13 protein-coding genes are annotated in these 16,373 nt (G+C 68.2%); 9 read left to right on the top strand and 4 right to left on the bottom strand.

What is annotated here, in order from left to right:
* Nucleotides 1-198: 198 nt before the first annotated feature.
* The 4 genes from rpmH to mnmE all read left to right on the top strand — a co-directional run bounded on the left by rpmH (nucleotide 199) and on the right by mnmE (nucleotide 3,871).
* Entirely contained in the window at nucleotides 199-333 is a 135-nt protein-coding gene (gene rpmH / locus ALSL_RS13545) for a 50S ribosomal protein L34 (RefSeq protein WP_007510029.1), read from the top strand.
* 37 nt (nucleotides 334-370) lie between these two features.
* Complete coding sequence (gene rnpA / locus ALSL_RS13540) at nucleotides 371-727, top strand: ribonuclease P protein component (protein ID WP_231700241.1); 357 nt, start codon at nucleotides 371-373, stop codon at nucleotides 725-727.
* Nucleotides 728-791: 64 nt separating this feature from the next.
* Nucleotides 792-2,495, top strand: a complete 1,704-nt coding sequence (gene yidC / locus ALSL_RS13535; protein ID WP_126539909.1) for a membrane protein insertase YidC — start codon at nucleotides 792-794, stop codon at nucleotides 2,493-2,495.
* A 38-nt stretch (nucleotides 2,496-2,533) separates the two neighbouring features.
* Nucleotides 2,534-3,871, top strand: coding sequence for a tRNA uridine-5-carboxymethylaminomethyl(34) synthesis GTPase MnmE (gene mnmE, locus ALSL_RS13530; protein WP_126539907.1), 1,338 nt, complete (start codon nucleotides 2,534-2,536; stop codon nucleotides 3,869-3,871).
* 22 nt (nucleotides 3,872-3,893) lie between these two features.
* Here mnmE and dhaL read toward each other — a convergent pair whose 3' ends face one another.
* From dhaL to ALSL_RS13515, 3 genes are read right to left on the bottom strand one after another with little or no spacing between them, the layout of a single operon-like run.
* Nucleotides 3,894-5,606: a dihydroxyacetone kinase subunit DhaL gene (gene dhaL, locus ALSL_RS13525; RefSeq protein ID WP_126539905.1), complete on the bottom strand. Its 1,713-nt coding sequence runs from the start codon at nucleotides 5,604-5,606 to the stop codon at nucleotides 3,894-3,896.
* A gap of 30 nt (nucleotides 5,607-5,636) precedes the next feature.
* Nucleotides 5,637-6,704 (bottom strand): aldose epimerase family protein, encoded by a 1,068-nt coding sequence (locus tag ALSL_RS13520; protein ID WP_126539903.1) that lies wholly within the window; start codon nucleotides 6,702-6,704, stop codon nucleotides 5,637-5,639.
* Nucleotides 6,701-7,906 (bottom strand): XylR family transcriptional regulator, encoded by a 1,206-nt coding sequence (locus ALSL_RS13515; RefSeq protein ID WP_126539901.1) that lies wholly within the window; start codon nucleotides 7,904-7,906, stop codon nucleotides 6,701-6,703. The genes ALSL_RS13520 and ALSL_RS13515 overlap by 4 nt, the downstream gene beginning before the upstream one ends.
* A 183-nt stretch (nucleotides 7,907-8,089) precedes the next feature.
* On the opposite strand from ALSL_RS13515, the gene xylA reads away from it, so the two are divergent.
* From xylA to ALSL_RS13490, 5 genes are all read left to right on the top strand, one after another.
* Entirely contained in the window at nucleotides 8,090-9,406 is a 1,317-nt protein-coding gene (gene xylA, locus ALSL_RS13510) for a xylose isomerase (protein WP_126539899.1), read from the top strand.
* A gap of 6 nt (nucleotides 9,407-9,412) precedes the next feature.
* Entirely contained in the window at nucleotides 9,413-10,912 is a 1,500-nt protein-coding gene (gene xylB / locus ALSL_RS13505; protein ID WP_126539897.1) for a xylulokinase, read from the top strand.
* 24 nt (nucleotides 10,913-10,936) lie between these two features.
* On the top strand, nucleotides 10,937-11,956 hold the full coding sequence (gene xylF / locus ALSL_RS13500; protein WP_126539895.1) for a D-xylose ABC transporter substrate-binding protein: 1,020 nt from the start codon (nucleotides 10,937-10,939) through the stop codon (nucleotides 11,954-11,956).
* A gap of 91 nt (nucleotides 11,957-12,047) precedes the next feature.
* Nucleotides 12,048-13,589 (top strand): xylose ABC transporter ATP-binding protein, encoded by a 1,542-nt coding sequence (locus tag ALSL_RS13495; protein ID WP_126539893.1) that lies wholly within the window; start codon nucleotides 12,048-12,050, stop codon nucleotides 13,587-13,589.
* Between the two features lie 51 nt (nucleotides 13,590-13,640).
* Complete coding sequence (locus ALSL_RS13490) at nucleotides 13,641-14,783, top strand: sugar ABC transporter permease (RefSeq protein ID WP_126539891.1); 1,143 nt, start codon at nucleotides 13,641-13,643, stop codon at nucleotides 14,781-14,783.
* A 106-nt stretch (nucleotides 14,784-14,889) separates the two neighbouring features.
* Here ALSL_RS13490 and ALSL_RS13485 read toward each other — a convergent pair whose 3' ends face one another.
* A complete protein-coding gene (locus ALSL_RS13485; protein ID WP_126539889.1) occupies nucleotides 14,890-16,224 on the bottom strand; it encodes a carbohydrate porin in 1,335 nt (444 codons plus the stop codon).
* Nucleotides 16,225-16,373: the final 149 nt, after the last annotated feature.

Genomic DNA, 16,373 nt, shown 5'->3' with positions numbered 1-16,373 from the left:
GGATGTTCCACGACAAGATGGAGCGCGCCCGGAAAAAGCGCGGGGTGGACCGCCAATTCTAGCATCATGCACAGCCTGTCCCTGAACTTGTCCACAGGCCAGGCTTGCGCCGCCGGGTGCGGGCGGTTTGACAGCCGAAGCGGCCGACCGGCATACTTTCAAACCTTTTTTCCAACCGTTTTCGTTCTGGAGCCAGCCATGAAGCGGACTTTCCAGCCCAGCAAGCTCAAGCGCGCCCGCACCCACGGGTTTCGTGCCCGCATGGCCACGGCCGATGGGCGCAAGGTGCTCAATGCGCGCCGCGCCAAGGGCCGCAAGCGTCTCATCCCGTAAGTGTTTCGCAAGCGTGCGTGACGCCGGTTTGCCGCGCGTGGCGCGGCTTCGCCGCAGCGCCGATTTCCTCGCCCTGCGACAGACCAGCGGCCGCCTCGGCGGCCGCTGTTTTTCTGTACGTTATCGCGCCAACGGACTCAGCCTGGCCAGACTGGGCCTGGCCGTGTCGCGGCGCGTGTCCAAGCGCGCGGTCGAACGCAACCGCCTCAAGCGCCTGGTGCGCGAAAGCTTTCGCCGCGAGCGCGCACTCTTGCCCGCCTTCGACATCTTGGTGATCGCACAGGCCACCGCCGCCGGCCAGCCGGGGGATGTGCTCGCCGGCGAGCTGCAAACGCTGTGGCGGCGACTGGCCGCGTTGAAGCCTTCCGAGGGCGCCGGCACAATCGTGCGTTGACTTCTCTTCCGCCATCTCTCGAGCCGGCGCGCCCTGCGCGGCCGGCCACCGGACTTTCCCGCCGATGACCCAGACCCGCACCTTCCTGCTGTTCGCCCTGATGGCGGTCGCCTATCTCCTGTGGATGGCCTGGGAAAAGGATTACGGCCCGCGCCCGGCATCCCCGTCCGCTTCCGGTCCCGCTGCCGCTGCCGCGGCTGCTTCCGGACCGGCCGGCGACGTGCCGGTTTCCGCTGCCAGCGTCGCGGCCGCGGTGCCGGCCGGTACCGCGCCATCGGTGGCCGGCCGGCGCGTCACGCTCAGCAACGACGTGCTGCGCCTGACCATCGACAGCCGCGGCGGCACGTTGGTCCGTGCCGAGCTCCTGCGCTACCCGGAGGTGGCGCCGAGCAAGCGTGAGCCCCATCCACCGCCGGTGCGCCTGTTCGACGATGCCGCCGAGCGCTATTACGTCGCCCAGAGCGGTCTGGTCAGTGCGCAAGGCGCGGCGCCGGATCACCGTGCCGTGTTCGCGGTGGCGCAGGGCGATGTCGGCCTGGCTCCCGGCGCCGACGAGGCGAGCGTGGTGCTCACTTGGCAGGATGCCGCCGGTCTCAAGGTCAGCAAGACCTACGCCTTGAAACGCGGCAGCTACGTGGTGCACCTCACCCAGGCCATCGAGAACACCGGCGCCGCGCCCTGGCAGGGCAATGCCTACACCCAGCTGCAGCGCGTGGCGCCGCCGAAGGTGAGCGGCTGGCTGGCCAATTTCACCAACCCCAGCGCGAACAGCTTCACCGGCGCCGGCTGGTACAGCCCGGAGGAGAAGTTCGACGCGCTGTCCTTCGCCGATTTCGCCAAGAAGCCACTGCAGCGCCAGGTCACCGGCGGCTGGATCGCCATGCTGCAGCATTACTTCTTCGCCGCCTGGATTCCGGCGGCGAACGAGCCGCAGACCTTCGCCAGCGGCGTGCTGCATCCGGAGTCGGCGCAACCGACCTATCTGGTCCGTGCCGTCGGCCCGGCGTTGATGGTGGCACCGGGACAGCGGCTCGCCACCGAAGCACGACTCTATGCCGGTCCCAAGCTGCAGGGGCAGCTTGATGCCATCGCACCGGGCCTGGAACTGACCACCAACTACGGCTGGCTCACCGCCATTGCGCAGCCGCTGCACTGGCTGCTCTCCAAGCTGCACGCGTTGTGCGGCAACTGGGGCGTGGCGATCATCCTGCTGGTGCTGCTGCTCAAGGCGGCATTGTGGAAGCTCACCGCCGCGCAGTTCCGCTCCGGCGCGCGCATGCGCAAGCTGCAGCCGCGCATGCAGGCGCTGCGCGAGCGCTATGGCGACGACAAGCTCAAGCTGCAGCAGGCGATGATGGAGCTGTACAAGAAGGAGAAGATCAACCCGATGGCCGGCTGCCTGCCGATCCTGGTGACCTTCCCGGTCTTCCTCGGCCTGTACCGCGTATTGATGGAGAGCGTGGAACTGCGTCAGGCGCCGTTCTTCGGCTGGATCCACGATCTTTCCGCGCCCGACCCGTACTTCGTGCTGCCGGCGCTCTACGTGCTGGTGATGCTGGCCACGCAGTGGCTCACGCCCACCACCGGCATGGATCCGGCGCAGGCCAAGATGATGAAGGTGATGCCGATCCTGTTCGCGGTGATGTTCGCCTTCTTCCCGTCGGGGCTGGTGCTCTACTGGGTGGTCAACGGCGCCACCAGCCTCGCCCAGCAGTGGTTCATCACCCGTCAGGTGGAACGCGCCGAGCAGCCGGCGCGCGCGGCTTGAGTACGGCTTGCGCGGGCTGATGCGGCCCAAGGGCGTCCATGTCGATCGCTGCCGATACCATCGCCGCCATCGCCACCCCGGCCGGTGCCGGCGGAATCGGCGTGGTGCGCGTGTCCGGGCCGGCGGTGCCGGCAATCGCCCGGGCCCTGCTCGGCCGCAGGCCGCGTCCGCGCCACGCGCATCTGACGGATTTCCGCGCCAGCGATGGCAGCCTGATCGATCGCGGGCTGCTCTTGTATTTCCCCGCGCCGGCTTCCTACACCGGCGAACCCGTCCTGGAGCTGCAAGGACACGGCAGTCCGGTCCTGCTCGACCTGCTCGTGCGCCGGGTGTGCGCGCTCGGCGCGCGCCTGGCGCGGCCGGGTGAGTTCACCGAGCGGGCGTTCCTGAACGGCAAGCTCGACCTTGCGCAGGCCGAAGCGGTCGCCGATCTCATCGCCGCCCGCTCGGAGGCCGCCGCCCGCGCCGCGCTGGCTTCGCTGGAAGGGGCATTCTCGCGGCAGGTGCAGGCGCTCTTCGAGCGGCTCGTCACCCTGCGCGTGCAGCTGGAGGCCGCGATCGACTTTCCCGAGGAAGAAATCGATTTTCTCGCCGACCCGGCGCTCATCGCCGGCCTCGAGGTCCTGCGCGGCGAGCTGGCCGCGCTGCAGGCCGCCGCGCGGTGCGGCGTGCGGCTCAACGACGGTCTGCGCGCGGTCATCGTCGGCCGGCCCAATGCCGGCAAGTCCAGCCTGCTCAATGCGCTGGCCGGCAGCGAGCGGGCCATCGTCACGGCCGTGCCGGGCACCACCCGCGACGTGCTGCGGGAGGCGATCGAACTGGACGGCTTCGCGCTGTCGCTGGCCGATACGGCAGGTCTGCGCGAAACGGACGATCCGGTCGAACGCGAGGGCGTGCGCCGCGCGCGGCTGGAACTGGAACGCGCGGATCTCGCCTTGCTGGTCACCGAGGCTGAGCATGCGGAAGGCGATCTCGCCCTGCTCGCCGAGGTGCCGGCGGCGGCGAGACTCGTCGTGGTCAACAAGATCGATCTCGACGGCTCGCCGGCACAGGTGCAAATGCGCGCGGGCGTGCCGTGGCTGTGGCTTTCCGCGCGCACCGGCGAGGGCCTGGACGCCTTGCGGGCACAGCTGCTGCGTCTTGCCGGCGCGGGCGGCGAAGGGGCCTTCAGCGCGCGGCGTCGTCACCTGCTGGCGCTGGATGCCGTGGCCGCGGCGCTGAGCCGCGCCGCCGAAGCCCTCGGCGCCGCACGCGCGGGGGAATTGGCCGCCGAGGAGTTGCGTGCGGCCCAGCGCGCGCTCGGCGAGATCACCGGTGCCTACACCAGTGACGATCTCTTGGGCGCGATCTTCGCGAGTTTCTGCATCGGCAAGTGACGAGGCGTCTGGAAGCCGATGCTCACGCGGCGGGTGAGGCGAACGCGTCGCGGATCGCCGCGAGCCACAGCGCGACCGCGTGCGCGCCCGGGTCGGGATGGCCCAGGGCGCGCGCTCCGAGATAACTCGAACGGCCGCGCCGCGGCATCAGCTGGGCGCTGGCGCGGGCCCCGTCCGCGGCCGCCGCGGCCGCGGCATCCAGGGCGCGCAGGGCGTCGTCCCCGGTGGTTAGCGCGGTCTGCAGGGCGGTGAGGGCCGGCACCAGGGCGTCGAGCATGGTGCGCTCGCCCGGCGCCGCGCCACCGACCTCGGCCACGCCGGCGATGGCCGCCTCCAGTGCCTGTGCCCACGCCTGCGCATCGGCTGCGGCGGAAGTTTCGAGCGCCGCCGCCGCGCGCATCAGCATGGCCGCATAGAGCGGCCCGGAGGTGCCGCCCACCACGCGCCGCACGATCGCGGAAAGCTCGCGCAGGGCGTCGGCGGGGGCGGCCGGAAGTGTGGCCCGCGCCGCTTGTACCGCTTGGGCGCCGCGGGCCAGGCTCTGGCCCAGATCGCCATCACCCACGCGCTGATCGAGTACGGTGAGCTCGTCCTCGGCCGCGACGAGGCGGGCGCAGACGGCATCGAGTGCCTGCATGAACGGATCGCCTTGCACCGAGGCGGCCGGGGCCGGGGTCGAGCTGGACGCAGGCACGGGAAGGTGGACATGGCGCACCGGGCCCACGCGGCCGTCGATCGCCGGCCAGGCGCGCGCCGTCGTGGGGGCATCGAGCCCGCGCAGCCGCGCCTCGTCGAGCTTGAGCAGCGACAGCGAGACGCCGGCCATGTCCAGCGCGGAGAGAAAGGTCCCGGCCCAGGCACGCTCGACGAGCAGGCCGTGCGTGGCCAAGGCCTCGAGGGCTGCAGCGGCGACGATGTCGAGTTCGCCCGGTGGCGTCGCGCCCAGGTTGTTGACCAGCAGCGCGACCCGCTCGCCGCGCGGCAGGTCCAGGTCTTCCACGATGCGGGCGATGAGCCGCGCGGCCACCGCCCGCGCCGGCAGCAAGCGGCCGCGTTCGACGCCCGGCTCGCCATGGATGCCGAGGCCCCATTCGATCTCGTCCTCGCCGAGGGTGAAACCCGGCCGGCCTGCCGCCGGCACGGTGCAGGCGCTGAGCGCCACGCCCATGGTGCCCAGCGCGGTGGCCGCCTCGCGGGCGATGGCGGCGACCTCGGCCAGGGGCCGGCCTGCGGCAGCCGCCGCGCCGGCGAGCTTGTGCACGAACACGGTGCCGGCCAGGCCGCGGCGTCCGGCGTGTTCCCCGCGTGCGGCGAGGGCGACGTCGTCGGCGACGATCACCGTCTCCACGGCGATGCCCTCGGCACGCGCAAGTTCGGCGGCGAGGCCGAAGTTGAGCCGGTCGCCGGTGTAGTTCTTGACGATCAGGAGCACGCCGGCCGGGCCCGCGACCGCGCGGATCGCCGCGAGCACGGCGTCGGTGGAAGGCGAGGTGAACACCTCGCCGGCGACGGCCGCGCTCAGCATGCCGGCGCCGACGTAGCCGGCATGCGCCGGTTCATGGCCGGAGCCGCCGCCGGAGATCAGCGCCACCTCGCCGCGGTCGGCCGCCGCGCGCGCATCGGCGCGGACGACGATGTGCTGGCCCTCGACCAGGGCCAGGCGTGGATTCAGGGCGACCAGCCCATGCAGCATGTCGGCCACCACGCTGCCGACGTCGTTGATGAGTTTTTTCATGTGGGGTCCTCCGTGAAACCGCGCGCCTCTTCAGACGGCGTCGAGCCGGTAGACCGTGTGTTGGCGGTAGCGGGCCCCGGGCCGCAGCACCACCTGCGCCGCGCGATCACTGTTGATCTGGTTCGGGAAGGCCTGCGCCTCCAGGCACAGGCCGGCGCCGGCGCGATAGCTGCCGCCCCGGCGGTCGGGCGCGCCGGTCAGGTGCTGGCCGGTGTAGAGCTGCAGGCCGGGCTGGTCGGTGCTCACGCTGAGCCGGCGCCCGCTGGCCGGGGCGTAGAGTTCGGCTACCGGCCGCGCCTGGCCGGGTTCGCCGTCCAGCACGAAGCAATGATCGAAGCCCTGGGCGATGGCCAGTTGCGGATGCGGCCAGGCCAGGCGGGCGCCCAGCGGCGCCGGGTGGCGGAAGTCGAACGGCGTGCCGGCCACGCTTTCGCAGGCGATGGGAATCATCGCCGCGTCCACCGCCAGGTAATGCCCGGCGGCGATCTTCAGCATGTGCTCGCCAACCCCGCCGCCGTTGCCGCTCAGGTCGAAATAGGGATGCGCGGTGAGGTTGATCGGCGTCGGTAAATTGCAGCAGGCGTCGTAATCGATGCTCAGGCTGCCGTCGTCGTGCAGGCGGTAGCGCACCTCGACATCGAGATCGCCCGGGAAGCCGCCCTCGCCGTCGGGCGAGTGCAGGCGCAGGCAAAGCCCGCCGTCGGCAGGTTCGACCTGCCACAGCGCGCGATGGAAACCCTCCAGGCCGCCGTGCAGATGCTGGCCGTGATCGTTGCGGTCCACCCGGTAAGGGATGCCGTCCAGCACGAAACGACCGTCGCGGATGCGATTGGCCCAGCGACCGATCAGCGCGCCCATGTACCAGTGACCGTGGGCATAGTCGGCCGGGCTGGCATGGCCGAGCAGCACCTCGCCGAGCCGGCCGTGGCGGTCGGGCGCGAGCCAGGACAGCAGGCTGCCGCCGAGATCGGCAATCTCCACGCGCATGTCCTGGGCGTTGCGCAAGATCCAGCGGTGTACCGGGCGGCCGTCGTCCAGGCGCCCCCAGCGTTCGGGGCCGTCAATGCGGCGGGTGGGCAGATGGTTGACGGCATTCATGGCGTGGCGGTCTGTACGGCGTCGCGGCGGCGCGCCTCGGCCTGGAATTCCCGGGGCGTCATGTCGTATTCGCGGCGGAACACGGCGTAGAGGTAAGGCAGCGAGGTGAAGCCGCAGCGCACGGCGATTTCGGCCAGCGGCAGATCGGTCTTGACCAGCAGCTCGCGGGCGCTCTCGAGCTTGTGCTGCAGCAGGGCCTGATGCACGGTCTGCTTGAGTTCGCGGCGGAAGTGTTCCTCGAGCACGGTGCGCGAGACGCCGACGTGCTCGGCGACCTGCTCGACCTTGATGCCCAGGCAGCCGTATTGGCGGATATACAGCCGTGCCCGCATCACGTGGGCGCTGCGTACCGGCTGATGACGGCTGGAGGCCTGCACGTTGATGCCGGCCGGCGGCACCACGATGCGGGTGGCGCTATGGTCGATGCCGCGCAGCATCTGGTGCAGCAGATGGGCCGCGGTGCGTCCCATCTCCTCGGTGCCCTGGATCACCGAGGTCAGCGGAATGCGCATCAGCATGCGGGCGAGCGCGTCGTTGTCGATGCCGACCACGGCGACCTGCTCGGGGATGGCAATGCCGGCGAGCAGGCAAGCCTGGATCAGCTGGCGTGCGCGGGCGTCGGTCACGCACAGGATGCCGATCGGCTTGGGCAGCGCTTCCAGCCAGGCCACCAGGTGCTCCACCGCCACGTCCCAGCCGCCGGCGCTGGTCGGCCGGCCGCGGTAGATGATCGGCTCGCGCCCGTCCGCCTGCAGCAGTTCGACGAAGGCCGCCTCGCGCTCCAGCGCCCAGCGATGGTCGGGCGCCGGCGGCATGCCGTAGAAGGCGAACCGCTCGAGCCCCTGATCGATGAGATGCGTATAGCCCAGCCGGACCAGCTTGGCGTTGTCGGTGGCGACGTAGGGCATGCCTTGCGGATAGAGCGTTGCGTCGCGGTAGGAGCCGCCCACGCCGACCACCGGCAACGCGGTGCGGGTCAGCGCCTCGGCCACCGTAGGATCGTCGAAGTCGGCGATGATGCCGTCGCCGCGCCAGCGTTCGATGCCCTGGACGCGACAGCGGAAGTCCTCCTCCAGGAACAGGTCCCAGTCCACCCGCGTGGAGCCCAGATACTGGCCGATGCCGGCGAACACATGCCGGTCGTAACTCTTGTTCGCATTGAAAAGCAGGGCAATGCGCAGGGGCGTTTGACGCGGTTCCATCGAGGATGGGCGATGACGGATGGCCAGTGGCGGCCGCGACGCTAGCACGACCCGCGCCGGCGGGCATGTCGCCCTGCGGCAGCAAAAAACGCGCAAGCGGCTGGCGGATTTCGCAATTCCGCCTCATGCAGGGCTCTGGTTAGCATCGATGGGATGTTTCCCACCACCGGTCGATGATCCCCGATGAGCTATTTCGCATCTGTCCCGAAGATCCGCTACGAAGGTCCCGCCAGCGCCAATCCGTTGGCCTTCCATCACTACGATCCCGACCGCCGGCTGCTCGGCAAGAGCATGGCCGAGCACCTGCGTCTGGCCGTCTGCTACTGGCATACCTTCGTCTGGCCGGGTACCGACATGTTCGGCGCCGGCACGTTCGACCGTCCCTGGCAGCGGCCCGGTGACCCGATGGCGCAGGCCATGGCCAAGGCCGATGCGGCGTTCGATTTCTTCGCCCGGCTCGGCACGCCCTTCTATACCTTTCACGACACCGACGTCGCCCCGGAGGGTGACAGCCTGGCGGACTACCAGCGCAATTTCGCGCAGATGGTGGACGTGCTGGAGGCCAAGCAGGCCGAGACGGGCGTCAGGCTCCTGTGGGGCACGGCCAACCTGTTCAGCCATCCGCGTTATGCCGCCGGCGCGGCCAGCAACCCGCAGCCGGAGGTGTTCGCCTGGGCGGCGAGCCAGGTGTGCCACGCCATGGCCGCCACCCATCGGCTGGGCGGCGCCAACTATGTGCTGTGGGGCGGCCGCGAAGGCTACGACACCCTGCTCAACACCGACTTGAAGCGCGAGCGGGCGCAGCTTGGGCGGTTCTTCCAGATGGTGGTCGAGCACAAGCACCGCATCGGCTTCAAGGGCACCCTGCTGATCGAGCCCAAGCCGCAGGAGCCGACCAAGCACCAGTACGACTACGACAGCGCGACCGTCTATGGGTTTCTCAAGGATTTCGGCCTGGAGCACGAGGTCAAGCTCAACCTCGAGTCCAACCATGCCACCCTCGCCGGCCACTCGTTCCATCACGAGGTGGCCACGGCGATCTCGCTGGGCATCTTCGGCAGCATCGACGCCAACCGTGGCGACCCGCAGAACGGCTGGGATACCGACCAGTTTCCCAACAGCGTCGAGGAACTCACCCTCATCGTCTACGAAATCCTCAAGGCCGGCGGCTTCGACCACGGCGGCTTCAATTTCGATACCAAGGTGCGCCGCCAGAGCCATCGCCCGGAAGACCTCTTCCATGGCCACATCGGCGCCATCGACACCCTTGCGCTGGCGCTGGAACGCGCCGTGCGGATGGTCGAGCACGACGCGCTGGCGGCCTTCAAGGCCCGGCGCTATGCCGGCTGGGACGGGGAGTTCGGCCGCCGCATCCTGGAAGGCGGCTACACCCTCGAGGCATTGGCCGCCGATGCTCTGGCCCGCGACCTGCGCCCGCAGCACGTCTCCGGCCAGCAGGAAGCGCTGGAAAACCTGGTCAACCGCTACATCTACGGCTGATCCAGCATGTTCGTCGGCATCGATCTCGGTACCTCCTCGGTCAAGGCCGTGCTGCTCGATCGCGCGGGCACGGTGCGCGCCCGCGCCGGCCGTGCCCTGACCTTGAGCCAGCCCCAGCCGCGCTGGTCCGAGCAGGATCCGGCCGACTGGTGGCAGGCCACCCTGGAGGCGATGGACGCCCTCTTGGCCGAGGCGGCCAGGTGCGGCATCGGTGCGCGCGAGATCGCCGGCATCGGCCTTTCCGGGCAGATGCACGGCGCCACCCTGCTCGACGCGGCCGACCGGGTCCTGCGCCCGGCGATCCTCTGGAACGACGGCCGCAGCGACCGCGAATGCGCCGAACTCGAACGGGTGCCGGGCTTCCGCGCCATCACCGGCAACCTGGCCATGCCCGGCTTCACCGCGCCCAAGTTGCTGTGGGTGCGTCATCACGAGCCGCACGTGTTCGAACGCATCGCCAAGGTGTTGCTGCCCAAGGACTACCTGCGATTGAGGTTGACCGGCGATCACGCCAGCGATCTTTCCGACGCCGCCGGTACGCTGTGGCTGGACGTGCCACACCGGCGCTGGAGCGAAGTCATGCTCGCGGCCACCGGCCTCGACCGCTCGCACATGCCTGAGCTGTTCGAGGGCAATGCCGTTACCGGGCAGCTGCGCGCCGAGCTCGCCGAACGCTGGGGCATGGCGCGGGTGCCGGTCGCCGCCGGCGCGGGCGACAATGCGGCCGGTGCCATCGGCGCCGGCATCGTGCGGCCCGGGCAGGCCATGCTGTCGCTCGGCACGTCCGGCGTATTGTTCGCCGTGTCCGATGGCTTTCGTTCCTGTCCGGAGCGGGCCGTGCACAGTTTCTGCCATGCCCTGCCCGGCACCTGGCATCTGATGAGCGTGATGCTCAATGCGGCGAGCTGCCTGGACTTTGCCGCGCAACTGGCCGGCTATGCGGACGTGCCGGCCCTGCTGGCCGACGCCGAGGCACACGCCTGGCGTGGCGGTCCCTGGTTCCTGCCCTACTTGAGCGGCGAGCGCACGCCGCACAATGATCCTTTCGCCCGTGGCGCCTACGTCGGCCTGAGCCTGGGCACGCGGCGTCCCGAGCTGGCCAATGCGACCTTGGAAGGCGTCGGATTCGGGCTGCTCGACGGCCTGTCCGCCCTCGAGGCGGCCGGCTTCGGAACCGGCACGCCGCTCACCGTGATCGGCGGCGGCTCGCGCAGCGACTACTGGGTGCAGATGCTGAGCGACATCCTCGGGCTGACGCTGGAACGGCGCGAGGGCGGGGACGTCGGTCCCGCCCTGGGCGCGGCGCGGCTGGCGCGGCTGGCGGTCGAGCCGGGTACGCCGCTGGAGGTGGTCTGCACGGCCCCGCCGCTGCACCGCAGCCATCGCCCTGATGCGGTGCGTCATGCCTTTTTTCGCGCGGAACGCTATCCGGTATTCTGCCAGCTGTATCTGCAGCTGCGTGCCATTTTCAACGGTAACGGCAGCAGCGCCGCTTCGCTGCATTGATATGGTCTTAAAGGAGATACGCCCATGAAACGCAAAGCACTGCACAACCTCATCCTCGCCGCGGTGATGGCCGTGGCCGGCGGGCTCGCCGCCGCGCCGGCGCATGCCAGCAAGGACAAGCCGGTCATCGGGTTCTCGATCGACGACCTGCGTGTCGAGCGCTGGACCCGCGATCGCGACTACTTCGTCGCCGCCGCGGAGAAGATGGGGGCGAAGGTCTACGTGCAATCGGCCGACGCCAACGAGGAGCGCCAGGTGGCGCAGATCGAGAACCTGATCTCGCGCGGCGTCGATGCGCTGGTCATCGTGCCGTTCAACTCCAAGGTGCTCGGCAACGTCATCGCCGAGGCCAAGCGTGCCGGCATCAAGGTGATCTCCTACGACCGGCTGATCCTCAATTCCGACATCGACGCCTACGTCTCGTTCGACAACGAGAAGGTCGGCGAAATGCAGGCGCAGGGTCTGGTCAAAGTGGCGCCCAAGGGCAACTACTTCCTGCTCGGCGGTGCGCCGACCGACAACAACGCGCACATCCTGCGGGAAGGTCAGCTCAAGGTGCTCAAGCCGCTGGTGGACAAGGGCGACATCAAGATCGTCGGCCAGCAGTGGACGCCCGAGTGGGAGCCTTCCAAGGCGATGAAGATCGTCGAGGACGCGCTGACCGCCAACCACAACAATATCCAGGCCATCGTGGCCTCCAATGACGGCACCGCCGGCGGCGCCATCCAGGCACTGGCCGCGCAGCATCTGGCCGGCAAGGTGGCCGTCTCCGGTCAGGATGCGGATCTGGCCGGCGTCAAGCGCGTGCTCGCCGGTACCCAGACCATGACCGTGTACAAGCCACTCAAGCAGCTGGCCGGCAATGCCGCGGAACTCGCGGTGGACCTGGTCAAGGGCACCGCGCCCAAGTACAACGCCAAGATGAACAACGGCACCAAGGAAGTCGACTCGGTACTGCTCACGCCGATCATGCTCACCAAGGACAATGTCGACGTGGTGGTCAAGGACGGCTTCTACACGCACGAGCAGGTCTACGGCAAATAAGCCGTCGATCGCACGGCCGCCGGGTGTCATGCCCGGCGGCCGTACGCTGTCTGCGGCGCGGTTCGAAAGTGGCAAGGCGAGGGTCCGAACGTTGAGCGAATACCTGTTTGAAATGCGCAACATCGTCAAGGAGTTTTCCGGCGTGCGTGCGCTCGATGGCGTCAGCCTGGCGGTCCGTCCCGGCGAGTGCGTCGGTCTGTGCGGCGAAAACGGCGCCGGCAAATCCACCCTGATGAAGGTGCTCTCGGGCGTCTATCCCTACGGCACCTGGGAAGGCGAGATTCTCTGGGAACGCAAGCCGCTCAAGGCTTATTCGGTGCGCGATAGCGAAGAAGCGGGCATCGTCATCATCCACCAGGAACTCATGCTGGTGCCGCAGCTGTCGGTCGCCGAGAACATCTTTCTCGGCAACGAGATCACCAAGCCTGGCGGGCGCATGGACTACGACGCCATGTACCGTCGCACCGACGAGCTCTTGGCCCGGCTCAAGCTCAAGGGCGTGAATGCGGCCGCGCCGGTGATGAACTACGGCGGCGGCTACCAGCAGCTGTTCGAGATCGCCAAGGCATTGGCCAAGAACGCCCGCCTCTTGATTCTGGACGAGCCGACCTCCTCGCTCACCGCGGCGGAGACCGATGTGCTGCTGTCGATCATCGAGGATCTGAAGCGCGAGGGCGTGGCCTGCGTCTACATCTCGCACAAGCTCGACGAAGTGGCGCGCGTATGCGACACGGTGACCGTCATCCGCGACGGCAAGCACGTGGCCACGCGGCCGATGGCCGAGCTCACCACCGACCAGATCATCGCGATGATGGTCGGCCGCGAAATCACCCAGCTCTATCCGCACGTCGAGCACGACATCGGCGAGATCATCTTCGAGGCGCGGCACGTCACCTGCTGGGATGTCACCAACCCCAACCGCAAGCGCGTGGACGACATTTCCTTCCACGTGCGGCGCGGCGAGATCCTCGGCATCGCCGGACTGGTCGGCGCCGGGCGCACCGAGCTGGTCTCGGCGATCTTCGGCGCCTATCCCGGACGCTACAGCGCCGAGCTCTTCATGGAAGGCAAGCCGATCAAGGTGCACACGCCCGAGCATGCCATCCGCGCCGGGCTCTCGCTGGTGCCCGAGGATCGCAAGCGCCAGGGCATCGTGCCGCTGCTCGGCGTCGGCGACAACATCACCCTGGCCACGCTCGAGCACTATTCGCGGCTCGGGCATATAGACAAGTACGCCGAACTGGCCACCGTCGAGCGCGAGATCAAGCGCCTGCGGGTGAAGACGGCGAGTCCGGAGCTGGCCATCGCCGGCCTTTCGGGCGGCAACCAGCAGAAGGCCGTCCTGACCAAGATGCTGCTGCCGCAGCCCAAGGTGCTGATCCTCGACGAGCCCACGCGCGGCGTGGACGTCGGCTCCAAGTACGACATCTACAAGCTGATGTTCGACTTGGCCGCACAGGGCGTGGCCATCATCATGGTGTCCTCGGAGCTGCCCGAGATCCTCGGCGTCAGCGATCGCGTGCTGGTGGTGGGCGAGGGCCGGCTGCGCGGCGACTTCATCAACAAGGGCCTCACCCAGGAGAAGATCCTGGCCGCCGCCATTGACGCCAAACCACAGGCAAACGCCGCCTGATTCCATCCTCCAAGGCCAGACGGCCGTTCACGTCCTTTCCAGGAAGACTCTATGCAAGCCCGGCAAGTGCAGCAGTTTTTCGTCCGCTACAAGATCGCCGCCCTGCTTCTGGCCCTGGTCGTGATATGGATCTTCTTCCATATCGGCACCGACGGTGGTTACGTCACGCCCCGCAACATGGCCAACCTGCTGCGGCAGATGTCGATCACCGGCATGCTCGCCTGCGGCATGGTGTTCGTGATCATCGCCGGTGAAATCGACCTGTCGGTCGGCTCGCTGCTCGGCCTGCTCGGCGGCGTGGTGGCGATCCTCACCGTGAACTACAACTGGGGAACCTATCCCGCCATCGGCGCCGCATTGCTGCTCGGCCTGGCGATCGGGGCCTTCAACGGTTTCCTGGTGACCAAGGCGCGCATTCCCTCCTTCATCGTCGGCCTCGGCGGCATGCTGGCCTTCCGTGGCATCCTGCTCGGCATTACCCACAGCGCGACCATCGCCCCGGTGCCGGACGATCTGGTCGCCATCGGCCAGGGTCTGGTGCCGATCGAGCTGTCGCGCATCCTGGGCGGCCTGCTGTTCCTGTTCCTGGTGGTGCTGACCGTGCTGCGTCGCCGGCGCCGCAACAAGCTATCGCTCAAGCAACTGCCGTTGTGGGCCGACGTGCTCAAGCTGGTGCTGATCGGCGGCGTGATCGTCGGCTTCCTGCGCATGCTCAACGAGGCCGGCGGTGTACCGGTGCCGGTGCTGGTGCTGCTGATTCTGCTCGGGGTCTTTTCCTACGTGGCGACGCAGACCGTGTTTGGCCGCCATATCTACGCCGTGGGCGGCAACATGGAGGCCACCCGGCTTTCCGGCGTGAACGTCGGGCGGGTCAAGCTCGCGGTCTTCGCCCTGATGGGCCTCATGGCCGCCTTTGCCGGCATCACCACCACCGCCCGGCTCAACGCCGGCTCCCCTTCATCCGGCGTCAACGGCGAACTCGATGCGATCGCGGCCTGCTTCATCGGCGGCACCTCGATGCGCGGCGGCCTGGGCACGGTGCATGGCGCGCTGATCGGCGCGCTGGTGATGGCGAGCCTGGACAACGGCATGTCGATGATGGACGTCGACACCTTCTGGCAGATGATCGTCAAGGGCACCATCCTCGTGCTGGCGGTGTGGGTGGACGTGCTGTCCGGCTCCAACCGCGGCTGAAACCGGCCGTGGCCCCTCGCCAGACGAGGGGTCCATGGTGCTGCAGCCCACAAAAAAGCCCCGGTCATGGTGGACCGGGGCTTTTGCCGTGCTTTGCAGCTTGCCGTCAGAACGCGATCTGCGTCTTGAGACCCAACACGAAGGCATTGCTGTTGCGGGTGGTGCCGCCCGGATGCATCACGTACTGCAGGTTCGGACGGAACTGCACCGAGGCGATCGGCGCCCAGCTGTAGAACAGTTCGGAGACGTACTCATAGCCGTTGCCGACGTAGGTCCGCGACGAAGGGTTGTAGCTGCTGCCGTTGGCCTGGACGTAGGACTTGTAGTAGCGCTCGTTGTTGTGCGTGGCGCCGACGGCGAAGCCGATGAAATCCTGCGGCCGGCCGAACGGATCGTGGTACTTCATGCCGAGCGAGATCTGCCGGTCGGTCGCCGCGGTGTAGCGGTCGGTCTGGGTGGCGTTGAGGAACAGGCTGGTGCCGCGGCCGCCGGCCTCGCCGCTGACCTGCTGCTCGAAGTTGATGTAGGCGCCGTAGGCGTTGTCACGCGACAGCGCCGGCTGGTGCGTGAGGCCCTTGGGATGATGGTCGAGGTCCTCGTAGACGTCGTCGCCCCCCGCCGTGCTGTCCCACACGCCGAACTTATACGAGCCGGGCAGGCCGTTCACGCTGGGCGTCCAGCCGAATTCGAGCGGAATCAGCCAGCCGAGGGTGCCGCTCGGGAAGTCCGGATCGAGCCCGTGATGGCGGGCGTAGTTGTCATCGACGTACTTGGGGTTGACCTGGTAGGCGCCGAGCATGATGTAGCTGGTGTCGCCGGTATTGAACTTCAGCCGGCTCGCCCATTGGCTGGTCGGCCAGTTCACCCAGTAGTTGCCCACCAGGTTGCCAGGCTGCGCGCCGCAGAAGGTCAGGTTCTGGAAGTCGCAGGAAAAAGCGGCGAAGTCACCGCCGACCGTTAGCCGGCCGATCTTCCAGTCCAGCTTGCCGTCGAAATACTTCTGCGCATAGGAAAGCTCGGTCAGGTGCCAGGTCTGGCCGCGGCCGTAGACTTCCTGGATCAGCATGTTGTTGCCGATGTGCGCATCGTCGCCGAGATTGCGGCCGTTGCGGTCGGTCACAATGATGTTGAACGTGGCGTCGTGCCAGCCCCACAGCTTTTGCAGGTCGAAGCCGGCGCCGAGCACCCACTGATCGGTGTAGCGGGTCAGGTGGTCGGTACCGCCGGAGAAGTTGTGCGCGGCTTCGCTGCCGTAGCCCAGGTTGAACGTTATGCCCTCATCGGCCAGACGGGTACGTGCACCGCCCCAGTCGCCGAAGAGATAAGGCGAGGTGCTGCTGAACGCATCGCCGCTCTGGGCCATGGCCGAAGTGGTGCCGGCCAGCGCCAGTCCGGCCAGCAGGGCAAGGGCAATGGGCTTTTTGCGCAGTTGGATGTTCATGATCGATCTCCTTTCATAGCTGCAAATTGGCAACACGGCTCCCCTTTGCCGTCATGGTCGTGCAATAAAATTTTTACATGTAACTCGCGGTGTCTCAATGCGAATCCCTGAATGGGTACACTTGCGTTTTTTCAAGCGGCGCCACAGCA

Origin of the sequence: Aerosticca soli (assembly GCF_003967035.1) — a bacterium.
Taxonomy (GTDB): Bacteria; Pseudomonadota; Gammaproteobacteria; order Xanthomonadales; family Rhodanobacteraceae; genus Aerosticca; species Aerosticca soli.
The sequence above is the reverse complement of the archived record's forward strand: the minus strand, read 5'-3'. Positions and strand labels throughout refer to the sequence as shown.

Coding starts and splice junctions, on each gene's coding strand:
- dhaL (WP_126539905.1), bottom strand. CDS start 5,606: ATGAAAAAACTCATCAACGACGTCGGCAGCGTGGTGGCCGACATGCTG.
- yidC (WP_126539909.1), top strand. CDS start 792: ATGACCCAGACCCGCACCTTCCTGCTGTTCGCCCTGATGGCGGTCGCC.
- rpmH (WP_007510029.1), top strand. CDS start 199: ATGAAGCGGACTTTCCAGCCCAGCAAGCTCAAGCGCGCCCGCACCCAC.
- xylB (WP_126539897.1), top strand. CDS start 9,413: ATGTTCGTCGGCATCGATCTCGGTACCTCCTCGGTCAAGGCCGTGCTG.
- xylA (WP_126539899.1), top strand. CDS start 8,090: ATGAGCTATTTCGCATCTGTCCCGAAGATCCGCTACGAAGGTCCCGCC.
- ALSL_RS13520 (WP_126539903.1), bottom strand. CDS start 6,704: ATGAATGCCGTCAACCATCTGCCCACCCGCCGCATTGACGGCCCCGAA.
- ALSL_RS13515 (WP_126539901.1), bottom strand. CDS start 7,906: ATGGAACCGCGTCAAACGCCCCTGCGCATTGCCCTGCTTTTCAATGCG.
- mnmE (WP_126539907.1), top strand. CDS start 2,534: ATGTCGATCGCTGCCGATACCATCGCCGCCATCGCCACCCCGGCCGGT.
- ALSL_RS13485 (WP_126539889.1), bottom strand. CDS start 16,224: ATGAACATCCAACTGCGCAAAAAGCCCATTGCCCTTGCCCTGCTGGCC.
- xylF (WP_126539895.1), top strand. CDS start 10,937: ATGAAACGCAAAGCACTGCACAACCTCATCCTCGCCGCGGTGATGGCC.
- ALSL_RS13490 (WP_126539891.1), top strand. CDS start 13,641: ATGCAAGCCCGGCAAGTGCAGCAGTTTTTCGTCCGCTACAAGATCGCC.